This is a genomic window from Psychrobacter sp. R86515 (assembly GCF_042466315.1).
Taxonomy (GTDB): domain Bacteria; phylum Pseudomonadota; class Gammaproteobacteria; order Pseudomonadales; family Moraxellaceae; genus Psychrobacter.
The window spans coordinates 721,319-735,319 of sequence record NZ_JAXHCC010000001.1; the positions used below are offsets into that span (position 1 = coordinate 721,319).

General features: G+C 42.9%; 9 protein-coding genes, 2 tRNA genes and 2 rRNA genes. 3 read left to right on the top strand and 10 right to left on the bottom strand.

Annotated elements, in window-relative coordinates:
- Positions 1–92: 92 nt before the first annotated feature.
- Positions 93–824: an FKBP-type peptidyl-prolyl cis-trans isomerase gene (locus SJY28_RS03035; protein WP_057762133.1), complete on the bottom strand. Its 732-nt coding sequence runs from the start codon at positions 822–824 to the stop codon at positions 93–95.
- Between the two features lie 456 nt (positions 825–1,280).
- Between SJY28_RS03035 and SJY28_RS03040 the strand changes: the two genes are divergently transcribed.
- A complete protein-coding gene (locus SJY28_RS03040; RefSeq protein WP_379543391.1) occupies positions 1,281–2,945 on the top strand; it encodes a mechanosensitive ion channel in 1,665 nt (554 codons plus the stop codon).
- 116 nt (positions 2,946–3,061) lie between these two features.
- Here SJY28_RS03040 and SJY28_RS03045 read toward each other — a convergent pair whose 3' ends face one another.
- A complete protein-coding gene (locus tag SJY28_RS03045) occupies positions 3,062–4,513 on the bottom strand; it encodes a hypothetical protein (protein WP_379543392.1) in 1,452 nt (483 codons plus the stop codon).
- Positions 4,514–4,808: 295 nt separating this feature from the next.
- On the opposite strand from SJY28_RS03045, the gene SJY28_RS03050 reads away from it, so the two are divergent.
- Positions 4,809–5,591, top strand: coding sequence for an SDR family NAD(P)-dependent oxidoreductase (locus SJY28_RS03050; RefSeq protein ID WP_057762139.1), 783 nt, complete (start codon positions 4,809–4,811; stop codon positions 5,589–5,591).
- 181 nt (positions 5,592–5,772) lie between these two features.
- Here SJY28_RS03050 and SJY28_RS03055 read toward each other — a convergent pair whose 3' ends face one another.
- The 3 genes from SJY28_RS03055 to SJY28_RS03065 all read right to left on the bottom strand — a co-directional run bounded on the left by SJY28_RS03055 (position 5,773) and on the right by SJY28_RS03065 (position 9,299).
- Complete coding sequence (locus SJY28_RS03055; protein ID WP_379543393.1) at positions 5,773–6,468, bottom strand: lysophospholipid acyltransferase family protein; 696 nt, start codon at positions 6,466–6,468, stop codon at positions 5,773–5,775.
- A gap of 165 nt (positions 6,469–6,633) precedes the next feature.
- Positions 6,634–8,520 carry a DNA topoisomerase IV subunit B gene (gene parE, locus SJY28_RS03060; protein ID WP_379543394.1) on the bottom strand — a complete coding sequence of 629 codons (1,887 nt, stop codon included), beginning with the start codon at positions 8,518–8,520 and terminating at the stop codon, positions 6,634–6,636.
- A gap of 110 nt (positions 8,521–8,630) precedes the next feature.
- A complete protein-coding gene (locus tag SJY28_RS03065) occupies positions 8,631–9,299 on the bottom strand; it encodes a YqiA/YcfP family alpha/beta fold hydrolase (RefSeq protein ID WP_379543395.1) in 669 nt (222 codons plus the stop codon).
- 187 nt (positions 9,300–9,486) lie between these two features.
- Between SJY28_RS03065 and SJY28_RS03070 the strand changes: the two genes are divergently transcribed.
- Positions 9,487–9,747 carry a DUF1289 domain-containing protein gene (locus tag SJY28_RS03070; protein WP_101206003.1) on the top strand — a complete coding sequence of 87 codons (261 nt, stop codon included), beginning with the start codon at positions 9,487–9,489 and terminating at the stop codon, positions 9,745–9,747.
- A gap of 37 nt (positions 9,748–9,784) precedes the next feature.
- On the opposite strand, the gene SJY28_RS03075 is transcribed toward SJY28_RS03070, so the two are convergent.
- The 5 genes from SJY28_RS03075 to SJY28_RS03095 all read right to left on the bottom strand — a co-directional run bounded on the left by SJY28_RS03075 (position 9,785) and on the right by SJY28_RS03095 (position 13,982).
- On the bottom strand, positions 9,785–10,093 hold the full coding sequence (locus SJY28_RS03075) for a hypothetical protein (RefSeq protein WP_379543396.1): 309 nt from the start codon (positions 10,091–10,093) through the stop codon (positions 9,785–9,787).
- Between the two features lie 225 nt (positions 10,094–10,318).
- Positions 10,319–10,432, bottom strand: a 5S ribosomal RNA gene (gene rrf / locus SJY28_RS03080).
- Positions 10,433–10,617: 185 nt separating this feature from the next.
- A 23S ribosomal RNA gene (locus SJY28_RS03085) occupies positions 10,618–13,473 on the bottom strand.
- Positions 13,474–13,820: 347 nt separating this feature from the next.
- Positions 13,821–13,896 (bottom strand) — tRNA-Ala (locus SJY28_RS03090).
- A 9-nt stretch (positions 13,897–13,905) separates the two neighbouring features.
- Positions 13,906–13,982: transfer RNA gene (locus SJY28_RS03095), tRNA-Ile, on the bottom strand.
- Positions 13,983–14,001: the final 19 nt, after the last annotated feature.

Genomic DNA, 14,001 nt, shown 5'->3' on the forward strand with positions numbered 1-14,001 from the left:
GTAAAATATTAGTCGTAAAAAAGCCTTCATAATTATATGAAGGCTTTTTTGTAGGCTAAGTACCTAAATTAAACAATATTTTCTTTAGATATTTATTTTACTTTTAATAGCTCAACCGTAAAGATAAGGGTGCTGTTAGGCTCGATACCAGCGTTACCCGCTTCGCCATAAGCGATGTCTGATGGGATATAGAACTCGTATTTTCCGCCTTCTTTCATCAACTGTAGACCTTCAGTCCAGCCAGCGATTACTTGGTTTAGTGGGAACTCGATTGGCTCACCGCGCTCATAAGAGCTGTCAAATACCGTACCATCAAGCAATTTACCTTCGTAGTTTACTTCAACCACGTCAGTTGCTTTTGGTGATTTACCAGTACCTGCTTTGATAACTTTATACTGTAAACCAGACTCTGTCTGCTTCACGCCTTCTTTTTTGGCGTTTTCTGCTAAGAATGCAGTACCAGCGGCTTTATTTTCTGTCGCTTTGGTTTCCATGTCTTTAACGAATTGCTCTTCTTGTTCTTTTTGATAGTCCATCAATACTTGTTGCATTTGCTCTTGGGTCAATGCTGATTCATTGCCTTCGTAGCCATCACGGAAGCCTTTTTCAAAAGTATTTAGGTCTAGATCTTTGACAGCGTCTTTATTGCCTTCTGCCATCATGAAACCTAAGCTATAACCTACTTTTTCACTAGCTGAGCTTTGTTCAGTAATGGAAACGCTTTGAGCGGCTGTTTCTTGATTGCCATTGTTGGTGCTACAGCCTGTTACTAACAACATAGCGCTAGCAAGTGCACTAACGCCTAAAGTAGTGATTTTTTTCATAAAGTACTCTCTAATTGTAAGAATAGTGGCGAGATGTCACATTTCTCTATAATAACAAATCTTAGTTTTGGGAACCACGCTTTGCACGAAATTATCGGGTCAATGTATAGTCTATGTTAATATCTTCTATCATAATAACAAGTTATCACACAAATATAGTAACAGGTAAAGCTTTCTGTCTTTAAATCCATCAATACATCAGCTAAGCTGAATTAGTTAAGGAGATAAGTAACCGAGCGTTAATTTTTATCAAAAATAAGCAGATATCGATAGCGAAGTCACTGTAATATAAATAAGAGATACTGCTGATAATAATTTATGCTCAAAAACGATAATATCTCTATATAACTGATTCTAAAAATACTATTTATGACAACCATCTGTATGTCTTGCTCACTAATCGCTGTATGAACATTGTTTTTGGCGAGTTATATAAGATGCTTCAAGGAGGATAAGATGAACCCAATGTACACATCTTTTAACGGCTATCTCGGTGGACCTATCGGTTCCATCATTGGTGCTATTTTGATATTCGTTATTGGTTGGCTAGTAGCCCTTGGTATCGCAGCACTGGTACGCGGCGTACTCTCTAAAGTTAATCTCAATCAACGTATGAACTCTTCAACTGGTAAGACCTACGACCTTGAAGGTATCATTTCCAAGATTGTTTTCTGGTTTATTTTCATCATTGCTATCTCAGGCGCACTTAGCCAATTAAACTTAAACTCTATCTCAGCACCATTCGCAAATATGGTTAATCAAGTATTGGCATTTATCCCTAATCTTATCGGCGCTATCGCACTTGGTGTGATCGGTTGGGTCGTGGCTACTGTTGCACGCACAGCGATCAACGCAGCTCTTGCGAAGACCTCTATGGATGAGCGTTTAAGTGCACAAGCTGGTGTAAAACCAATGAGCAGTACGATTGCTGATATGGTTTACTGGTTCATCTTATTGGTTGTGTTGACCATGGTACTTGGTCAATTAGAACTTGATGGTTTGTTCGCTCCACTAACTAATATGGTCGACAAAATCTTTAGCTTCATCCCTAATATCTTAATTGCTGGTGTGGTCTTCGTCGTTGGTTATATCATTGCCAAAGTCGTACGCGGCATCGTAACCAATCTTGTTTCTACTTTTAATGTACAAGAATTGGCGTCAAAAGCAGGTTTAAGTGAGCAAAACAGCTTACCTAACATTGCAGGCTCTCTAGCATTTTTAGTGGTTATTATTCCAACCATTATTGCTGCTCTAAATGCACTAAAAATCGAAGTGATTGCTCGCCCTGCGACCAATATGCTTAACAAAATCATGGAAGCCTTGCCAAACATCTTTATGGCAGTCGCTATCCTAGTAGTAACTTTCTATGTTGTACGTATGGTTGCCAACATCATCAAAGGTTTGATTGAGAACACTCAAATCAATCAACTACCTGCGAAAGTTGGTCTACAAGAAACCATGGGTGATAAGAAAATTTCTGACCTAGTTGGTTATGCGATTATCTTCTTTGCTATGCTATTTGCTGCTATTGCAGCCGCTGACTTGTTAGGTTTCGAGCCTATCTCAGCTATTATCACGATGTTTATCGCATTCGGTGCAAACATCATCTTAGGCGCAATTATCCTATTCATCGGATTCTGGCTTGCCAATATCATTGCAGGTGTGGTTGAACGTTCTGAGCAAGGTTCACAATTCCTAGCAAACATCGTACGCGTATTGATCATGGGCCTAGTATTAGCAATGGGTCTAAAAGCGATGGGTATTGCCGATTCAATTGTTAACTTAGCATTTGGTCTAACATTAGGCGCGGTAGCCGTTGCCTTTGCCCTATCATTTGGTCTTGGTGGTCAAGAAGCTGCAGCTCGCTTCTTACGTAAAATGCAGGATAAGATGGATCATGAACGCACTGAAGCGAAAGCAAAATCTGCGCTACAGCCAAGTTCATCAACTCAAGAAAAAGTTGCTGATTCAGTTCGTGAAAACACACCATCTGCTGCTAGCACACCTACCACTGATTTACGTACCGATGTAGTTGATACACCACGTGTTGATACTAATGACATCTACAACAGTGATGACGTACTTCCTGGTAGCGGTCTCAATGACGACCTCAATAAATAAGTATTTTTGATTGTTTAGTTTAGATACGAAAAAGACAGCCTAGGCTGTCTTTTTTTATGTCAGTAAATATATAGCTTTTACTATCAAAGTTCATTCAAGCAATTTCACGCTACAATCTACTGCTTATCTTTGCGTGCTGGAATTGTTAAGCTCATTTGTACTTGAGGTAATTTTTCTTTTTGCGCCCTCGCAGGTTTACTCTCTTCCACGCTACTAGCAGGTGGCGTATTTTGCTTATCTAACTCTTGTTGTTTTAGTTTTTGCATTTGCTTAGTAAGTTGGCGCTCCCTTTGAGTCATCGCATCAACTGGCTGAATCCACAAATCAATATCGAAAAAATTCTCATTATTCTCAGTGATAAAGTCGATACCAAGCACAACTATATGATGTAGTTCAACAATTGGCAAACGTGTGGCAACGTCCTGTGCGATCTTTGCTAGCTTCGGTTGGACAGCGGCTTTACTATTAGGCCCTTTTGACTCTTGACCATAAAAAACCAGTACATAATGTCGTCCCAAACTCTCATAAGAATGTTGATGTACCACATATCCATCTTTTTGCAGCGCTGCGCTCTGCTTAGGATGTCTATATAGCGTACGGATAAGCTCGTGACGTGAAAACAAAGACTCATCTAGCAGTTGCTGTTGCCAGTGAGCGAGCGGTGTTTCTGTCTGTTCGTCACTGTTAGTTATGTGCTTTTTACCATAGGTATCTATCATCTGCATACTTAGCTGAGACCATATCGTGGCTGCTTGTATCATATGCTGATGGTACATCTGAGCAGTTGAACTTTGGTTCTTGTAAGCGAGCGTGATGGCTACCAGTGCTGAGTTAGGTTGGTCTTGTACTTCGTTTTTGATGAGCGCATTGTCGACTACAATGGCAGGAGCAAACAGGTCTGGACTTTGTAAAAAACGCTCAACCAAAGCGTCTTCTGACTCGAAACTTGGAATATGGTTTATAGCCGACTGCTGCAGCTGCTCTAAGTGATAAGCTAAGAAACGCCATAACTCACATGGGGTTCGTACCGCTGCTGCTATTGAGTACCAATCATCCCAGCTAAATACTTGTAGCTGCTGCATGCTTTCGCTCATATCGACAACTAAGTCTTCTAAAAAGTAACGAACCCCAAAATTGTGTTTAAGTCGCTGTAGAGCACTGTTTGAATGGTTTGCACTGTCATCTTTATCATCTTGCTTAAGATGGCTACTTCCTCCAACAAGCTGAATGTCAAAAATCATAGCTTCATAACCAACTGAAGCATTGTCTTCATTTTGAGATGATAATGATTTGTACCATGTAAGTGCTGACTTGACCGCAGTCATGCGTACAGCCTCAATATCAGCTGATTCTGTATCATAGGGTAGATATAGTGTCAGCTCCAACAGCTGTAGCTTGCCAAGTGGTAGCTGATATTGGTAGTGACGAGCGATATACTGAGCATTGTATTCATGCTCAATCGTATGCATGCCTGCTAAAGTCACTGCCATAGCATCTGCTTGTAAATAACTGACTAGCTCGGTCGTCAGATAGCCCCAGTCGGGCATAGTAGTAATCGAATGGGACACAAGTTCCAACCTTCTATTATCGTATGGTGAATATCGCACATGCCAGCTCCTAATAACAACATCATTATCGCGTATTACAAATATCTGAATGACGTAAAATTATGCTACATAAGCACTATCAGAGACAGTCGCTTTCAAAGCGATCACTTGTTATGATGATATCAAAGCAGTATTGCTTGCGTGCAAGTTTATGGATGACAAACTGTACTTAGTTGTATTTATCGAAACCGTAGTCATTGAAATTTTAATCATCGAATTTTTAATGACTATTATATAATAATAAGGATTAAACATTATGAAGCGTTTTAAAGAAAAGACCGTCGTCGTAACGGGTGCAGGTTCTGGTATTGGCCGTGCGACTGCCATTCGCTTTGCCGAGGAAGGCGCTAGTGTGGTTTTAGTAGGACGTACGGCAGCAACATTAGAAGAAACTGCAAAAGAGTTGCCGCAAGATCGTACCTGGATTCATACCGATAATTATCTCATTATTACATGCGACATCAGTGTCCAAAGCCAAGTACAAGAGATGGTTGAGCGTGCTATCGACAAATTCGGTAAGATTGATATCTTGGTAAACAATGCTGGCAAAGCAACTCAAGGTAAAATCACAGAATTATCTGCTGATGATTGGCGCTCTGCTATCGATGTAAATCTAAACGGGACTTTCTATGTCTCTCAAGCAGCTATGCCTCACTTGATTGCATCAAAGGGTAATATCGTCAATATCTCATCGCTTTCAGGTGTGGGTGGTGACTGGAACATGGCTGCTTACAATGCCGCTAAAGCGGGTGTGACCAATTTGACCCGCACATTGGCATTGGATCATGGTTCAGATGGTGTTCGCGTCAACGCGGTTAATCCGAGTGTCACCAAAACCGATATGACCACGGCTATCCAAGACAATGAGTCTAAAACGGATAAGTTCTTAGCTCGCTGTCCGCTTGGACGTCTAGCAACTCCAGAGGATATCGCCGCTGCCATTACCTTCTTAGCAAGTGATGACGCCTCCATGATTACTGGTGTCAACCTACCTGTCGACGGCGGTGTTAGTGCCTCTAACGGACAGCCACAGTTTTAGAGCTTTACACTGATAGACATCCAAATATCACTTAAAAAAAGCCCCTGATACCATCATATCAGGGGCTTTTTCAACAACAGTTATCAAAACTTAATTGAAGAGGTAGCTTTTAATATATATACCTGTCATACAACCAGTGATTTTAACTCAACTAATTGAACTATTATTGATACTATCTAGCTTATTCAGCTGCATTATTAATATCTTGTAGTGGCTGCGACAAACGCTCAAGGTGTCTTGGTAGTACCCCTTTATACTGAGAATATATTTTTGGTAAATCTGCTTCAATATCACCTGTAGGATAAACCAGCGACATAAACCGTATTTCTTTAGTATTGTAGTCCATCGCTACTGGTAAAATCGGTACACCAGCGCCCACCGCTAAATAATAAAAACCTGTCTTCCACGACTCAGTATATTGCCGTGTCCCCTCTGGTGATAACCCCAAAAATAATGGTTCACCAGTTTTGAACTTATCAATACTGGCTTGCAGTACAGAGCCTTTATTACCACGATCGATAGGAATAACCCCTATCCAATTTAATAACTGTGCAAACACAGGAACTTTAAATAGCGTGTGCTTGCCCATAATGCTGATTTTAACATCTAATGCAAACAGACTTGGAATCGCATAAATACCATCCACATTAGAAGTATGCGGCAGAGCAAGCACTACAGCTTGTGAGATATTTGGAATCTCACCTACCGTACGCCAACCTGACGCCTTTAACAGTGTGGATGCAATAACAGGCGCAAACTTGTTACCACGCTTAGGAACCTTATCTCCCAAATGCTTTTTGCTAAGTTTTGGGAGTACTTTGGAACGCGCAGGTTTAGAAACAACAGACTCAGAACGGTTAAAAATCTTCGGTATCATGACAGCACAATATAATGAAAGGTACTGACATAATACCATTAAGCTTTTGTGGCGAGGCTGAATTTTGCGTGCTTTTATTATGTGATAGATCGTTTAGCCATAAATATAAGTAATGACCTATCCCGATATTCTGCACCCATATTTCTTTAGACTTATTGCTAATTCTTAAGAAATATCGGCCAAATCACCTTTGCTCTCAAGCCACGACTTACGATCAGAGGCACGTTTCTTAGCCAGTAGCATATCCATTACGCTATTGGTCAGTACCATGTCATCCATATCTAACTGTACTAAGCGGCGTGTATCACGGCTCATCGTCGTCTCACGTAGTTGCTCAGCACTCATTTCACCAAGCCCTTTAAAGCGTGTAATCTGAGCTTTTTTGTTTCCCGCTACGTTAGCCAAGATATGTGCAAGCTCAGGCTCATCCAACGCATAATGAACTTCTTTACCTACATCCACTCGGTACAATGGCGGCATGGCCACAAATAAATGACCCGCATCCACTAGCGCAGGGAAGTGCTTCACAAACAGCGCGCAGATCAATGTCGCAATGTGCAGTCCATCAGAGTCAGCATCCGCTAAGATACATATCTTGTCGTAACGCAGCTCGGACAAATCATCAGAGGCAGGATCGACACCGATAGCAATGGCAATATCATGAATCTCTTGACTTGATAGCACCGTATCTGATGATACTTCCCACGTATTCAGGATTTTGCCGCGCAGAGGTAATATCGCCTGATAATGACGATCTCTTGCTTGCTTAGCACTACCACCCGCAGAGTCACCCTCTACTAAGAACAGCTCAGCGCCATCACGCAAATCACCACGGCAATCAGCCAATTTACCAGGCAATGCTGGCCCCTGAGTAATCTTTTTACGAGCAACTTTTTTGGCAGATTTTAGACGACGACCTGCTTTATTAATCGCCAATTCAGCGATTTGCGTACCCATTTCCGCATGCTGGTTTAACCATAGGCTAAAGGCATCTTTTGCCAATGTCTGTACAGCGCCCGCAGCCTCGCGGCTAGATAAACGCTCTTTGGTCTGTCCAGAAAACTGTGGCTCAGAGAATTTAAGAGACAGGATATAGTTCACCCCATCCCAGACATCTTCTGCGGTTAGCTTCACACTACGTGGTAGCAAATTATGAATATCACAGAACTCACGCAGTGCTTCTAAAATGCCGGTGCGTAGTCCGTTGACGTGCGTACCGCCCTGAGCTGTCGGAATAAGGTTCACATAGCTTTCTTGAATCGGTGTACCACCATCAGGCAACCAAGACAACGCAAAGGTAATAGCCGCTCGTTCGCCTGCTTTCGCATCATAATTATAATAAAATGGTGCTTCAGGCAATGTTTCCAAACCATCTAACTGTTCGCTTAGATACTCGACTACCCCATCCGTAAACTGCCAAACGACCTTTTCATCATTGATGTCATCAGTAAATTCAATCGTCAGTCCAGCGGCCAAAACAGCCTTTGCTTTTAAATTATGCTTGAGCTGTTTTACATTAAATTTGGGTGTATCAAAGAAACTACCATCTGCCCAAAAATGTACTCTAGTGCCACGTTTACGCTTATTTGAGCTGACTGCTTCCGTTAATAGCGTAACTGGTGCACCATTTTCAAATGCCATATCAAACTGTGTGCTATCACGCCATACCGTAACCTCAACGCGAGTTGATAGCGCATTGACGACAGAGATACCCACTCCATGTAGACCACCTGACACTTCATAATTAGAGGTTGAGAACTTTCCACCTGCATGCAAGCGGGTCAAAATCAGCTCAATACCAGATTGACCAAACTCAGGGTGAATATCAGTTGGCATACCGCGCCCGTCATCTTCGACAGACAACGACCCATCACTATGCAATTGCACCTTGATGGTTTTAGCATAACCAGCTAACGCTTCATCAACTGAGTTATCAATAACCTCTTGCGCCAAATGATTCGGGCGCGTGGTATCGGTATACATACCTGGACGACGACGGACTGGCTCAAGACCTTCTAAAACTTCTAACGATTGCGCATTATATTGACTCACAAATGCATCCTTAACTATTCGCGTGCGTTTAATTCTATTAAACCATTATAACGAAAAATAGCGACGTTAACGTCAATACTCCATCGCTTACGTCATATAATGTCGTCTATTTAAGGCTGTACTAAACTCTGTAAGATATTCATCACCATGGGCAACTGCTCATCAAAGTCACTGAACCGATGATCGCCACCCTCTTGCACAGTTACCGATGCGCCCTGACCTTGATAAAAAGCTTTAGACAATTCAGAATTTAACAGCTCGTCGCCTTCTTTTAAAAGCACAGCAACTTTATTAGGATAATTTACTGATAACAGCTGATTATCTGCAAACCACTTTAAATCTGCAGGCGTAATACTCCAGCCGCCCGCTGTCGTATGCAGGACTTTGCTAATAAGTGATTTATTTAAGTTATCTTGACTTGATGCTGGTTGATTAGAGAAACGCTTTAAAGTTATATGGGGCTGGATACTAGGATTAAGCAATAAAACTGGGCAACCTATCTGATTGCTTATCAAAGTAGAAAAATACCCACCTAGCGAGCTGCCGATTAATACCGTATTTGATAACTCAGTCTGATTATTTGCTGATTTTCTATCTGCACTATTATTTAGTGATTTGATTAAAGATAGTAACTGCTCACACACTTGTGCAGGGGTCTTATTTAAATCAGGACGCAGCACATTAATATCAGGATAATGAAGCTGGCAATATTTTTCTAACAACATCCCTTTGGTTGAGTTGGCATCACTGTCTAATCCATGGATATAAATCAAGTTCACGTATCATCTCACTTATTAATTTTGTTATGATTATCTTATAAAGGCTATCAAAGCTAAGCATAGCACCCGCTAGACGAAAATAATAACAATAAAATGGCACACTATTAGTCAGTATTTGCGACATAATAATGTTGTACAGTGATTTTATGCAGGTCAAAGGAATGACGATAGTCATTATGGAGGAGTCATGAATCAACAGTTTGAGCTGTTCGAGATTGCCAACCCATGTATTGGTCTTTGTCAAAGCAATAAGAAGGGTTATTGCTTTGGTTGCCTGCGTAGTCGAACTGAGCGCCAGCGATGGCATGACATGACGACAGAGCAGCAACGCGAGGTGCTAAGGCTTATCGCAGGACGTAAGCTACGTATAGAGCAAATGAGACAGCGTAAAGATGAACAGTTAGGATTTGATTTTGAAGAGATACCTGAGATAGGTGAGTTGTTTTGAAAAATAATTAATCAGACCAGATATGCCAACAGTATCCTTAGAATGCGTTAAATTTCGCTAAAATATATGCCCAATAACCTAAAAGTAGAATCAGTAGTACCCACGGTACGGCGAAACACCAATAATATAAGTCACTAGTAGTAAATACATAAAAATAAACAGCCATTCCAACACTGATTACAAGTGAAGCTGCATATCCAATCAGTAAGGTAAAGAGAATATTATTCTCAATTTTGGTTAAGCTTGGGCTTCCCTCTGCACACATATAGAAAAGAAACCCGAAGGCAAAAGCCCCGCCAATAGTAATATGCATAAATGATATTAGAACTAGCAACCAAATTGACACACATACTTCCTTATTAGTCTAATGATGGCTTTGTCTTTAATACAGTGCTTTCTACAAGTTATAAGCGCTTTTAATAGAAAATAGCATACATTCAAGTTCTTTTATAATAAACATAGTAATACGCTTACTAGAATAAATTAGACTAAAATCAGTAGATTCGTCACCAAACCGCGCACAAAGAAAATCCCCCGACAAGCTAATGTCGGGGGATATTTCAGAATAGAGAGCTGACGATGACCTACTCTCACATGGGCGAACCACACTACCATTGGCGCTACGATGTTTCACTTCTGAGTTCGGGAAGGGATCAGGTGGGGCCATCGCGCTATTGTCGTCAGCAAAGGGGGTTAGATATGAGTCTGTTATTTTTATTGTTTGACTATAAATGTTTAGTTTATGGTCGATCAACTTGTAACCTACTGAATCAAGGTTAAAGGTGATATCGAAATATTCTTTCTTATTCTATAGCCTGAGCTATACAAGATAGATTAATTAGACTTGTATACAAACCACTTGGGTGTTGTATGGTCAAGCCAAACGAGCAATTAGTACAGGTTAGCTACACGCATCGCTGCGCTTCCACACCCTGCCTATCAACGTCCTAGTCTTGAACGGCTCTTTAGGGAAATCTAATCTTGAGGTGGGCTTCCCGCTTAGATGCTTTCAGCGGTTATCCCATCCGAACGTAGCTACCGGGCAATGCCACTGGCGTGACAACCCGAACACCAGAGGTTCGTCCACTCTGGTCCTCTCGTACTAGGAGCAGATCCTCTCAAATTTCCAACGCCCACGGTAGATAGGGACCGAACTGTCTCACGACGTTCTAAACCCAGCTCGCGTACCTCTTTAAATGGCGAACAGCCATACCCTTAGGACCTGCTTCAGCCCTAGGATGAGATGAGCCGACATCGAGGTGCCAAACACCGCCGTCGATATGAACTCTTGGGCGGTATCAGCCTGTTATCCCCAGAGTACCTTTTATCCGTTGAGCGATGGCCCTTCCATACAGAACCACCGGATCACTAAGACCTACTTTCGTACCTGCTCGACTTGTGGGTCTCGCAGTTAAGCGCGCTTTTGCCTTTATACTCTACGACCGATTTCCGACCGGTCTGAGCGCACCTTCGTACTCCTCCGTTACTCTTTAGGAGGAGACCGCCCCAGTCAAACTACCCACCATACATTGTCCTCGGTATTGTTATACCTGAGTTAGAACCCCAACATGACCAGGGTGGTATTTCAAGATTGGCTCCACCGAGACTAGCGTCTCGGCTTCAAAGCCTCCCACCTATCCTGCACAAGTCAGGTCAAAGTTCAATGTAAAGCTGTAGTAAAGGTTCACGGGGTCTTTCCGTCTAGCCGCGGGTACACAGCATCTTCACTGCGATTTCGATTTCACTGAGTCTCTGCTGGAGACAGCGCTGCCATCATTATGTCATTCGTGCAGGTCGGAACTTACCCGACAAGGAATTTCGCTACCTTAGGACCGTTATAGTTACGGCCGCCGTTTACTGGGGCTTCGATCAAGAGCTTCGCTTACGCTAACCCCATCAATTAACCTTCCAGCACCGGGCAGACATCACACCCTATACGTCCACTTTCGTGTTTGCAGAGTGCTGTGTTTTTAATAAACAGTTGCAGCAGCCTGGTATCTGCGACTGCCAACAGCTCAAGGAGCAAGTCCTATCACCATCAACAGCGTACCTTCTCCCGAAGTTACGGTACCATTTTGCCTAGTTCCTTCAGCAGAGTTCTCTCAAGCGCCTTGGTATTCTCTACCTGATCACCTGTGTCGGTTTAGGGTACGATTCGTTTATAACTATTGCTTAGAAGCTTTTCCTGGAAGCATGGTATTTGCCACTTCGCTGTACAAGTACAGCTTGCTATCAGATCTCGGTATAGAATAGCCCGGATTTACCTAAGCTATAAACCTACATCCTTTCACCTGGACAACCAACGCCAGGCTGACATAACCTTCTCCGTCCCTCCATCGCATTATAAACAAGTATCGGAATATTAACCGATTTCCCATCGACTACGCCTTTCGGCCTCGCCTTAGGGGTCGACTCACCCAGCCCCGATTAACGTTGGACTGGAACCCTTGATCTTCCGGCGTGCGAGCTTTTCACTCGCATTATCGTTACTCACGTCAGCATTCGCTCTTGTGATACCTCCAGCATGCTTTACAACACACCTTCACAGGCTTACACAACGCTCCCCTACCACTTGAAAACAAATTCAAATCCGCAGCTTCGGCTCCTAGTTTGAGCCCCGTTACATCTTCCGCGCGGGCCGACTCGACTAGTGAGCTATTACGCTTTCTTTAAAGGATGGCTGCTTCTAAGCCAACCTCCTAGCTGTCTATGCCTTCCCACCTCGTTTCCCACTTAACTAGGAATTTGGGGCCTTAGCTGGCGGTCTGGGTTGTTTCCCTCTCCACGATGGACGTTAGCACCCACCGTGTGTCTCCCGGATATCACTCATCGGTATTCGGAGTTTGCATCGGTTTGGTAAGTCGGTATGACCCCCTAGCCGAAACAGTGCTCTACCCCCAATGGTGTTCGTCCGAGGCGCTACCTAAATAGCTTTCGGGGAGAACCAGCTATCACCGAGTTTGATTAGCCTTTCACCCCTATCCACAAGTCATCCCCTGGCTTTTCAACGACAGTGGGTTCGGTCCTCCGGTGCCTGTTACGGCACTTTCAACCTGCTCATGGATAGATCACTCGGTTTCGGGTCTATACCCTGCAACTAAACGCCCTATTAAGACTCGGTTTCCCTACGGCTCCCCTAAACGGTTAACCTTGCTACAGAATATAAGTCGCTGACCCATTATACAAAAGGTACGCGGTCACCCAACAAGTGGGCTCCCACTGCTTGTACGCACACGGTTTCAGGTTCTATTTCACTCCCCTCACAGGGGTTCTTTTCGCCTTTCCCTCACGGTACTGGTTCACTATCGGTCAGTCAGGAGTATTTAGCCTTGGAGGATGGTCCCCCCATCTTCAAACAGGATTTCTCGTGCCCCGCTCTACTTAATATGTTAACTCTAATGTTTCGAATACAGGACTATCACCTACTACGGTCAGCTTTCCCACGCTGTTCTTCTACATTAGAATTAATCGGCTTCTCCCCGTTCGCTCGCCGCTACTAGGGGAATCTCAATTGATGTCTATTCCTAAGGGTACTGAGATGTTTCACTTCCCCTCGTTCGCTTCCTAATAAATTAGGATACCTACCTTATGGTAAGTGGGTTTCCCCATTCAGAAATCTCCGGATCACAGGATATTGCCGCCTCCCCGAAGCTTATCGCAGGCTGTCACGTCTTTCATCGCCTCTGACTGCCAAGGCATCCACCATGTGCGCTTCATTACTTGACCATACAACCCCAAGTAGTCTTTCGACTTCTAAGTGTCATACAATCTAATTATGATAACGATATCACCTATGTTTATACGCTTGATTCAGTTCTCTTTACTTTTTTTAATAACTCACCCCTGGGATAACAACTGATGTCGTTAAGAGGTGAGTTATTAAGGTTAAGAAGTGCGCGTGAACACGCTCTTCCTAACCCAGACTCATATCTATGTTTTTAAATAGTCTCTATGCTCTCGTCGAGTCACAGATTCTGTATAAAACAGAAAGAAGTAATCAATCACAATCACTTGTTTCTATTTAATACCTATTTATTTATTAGCATCTAAAGCTTACTTAACCGTCTTAGTAGTGGTGGAGCCAAACGGAGTCGAACCGTTGACCTCCTGCGTGCAAGGCAGGCGCTCTACCAACTGAGCTATGGCCCCATTGTAAAATGGTGGGTCTAGGTGGACTTGAACCACCGACCCCCGCGTTATCAACACGGTGCTCTAACCAGCTGAGCTACAGACCCTAATACGTTTGTTAAAAAC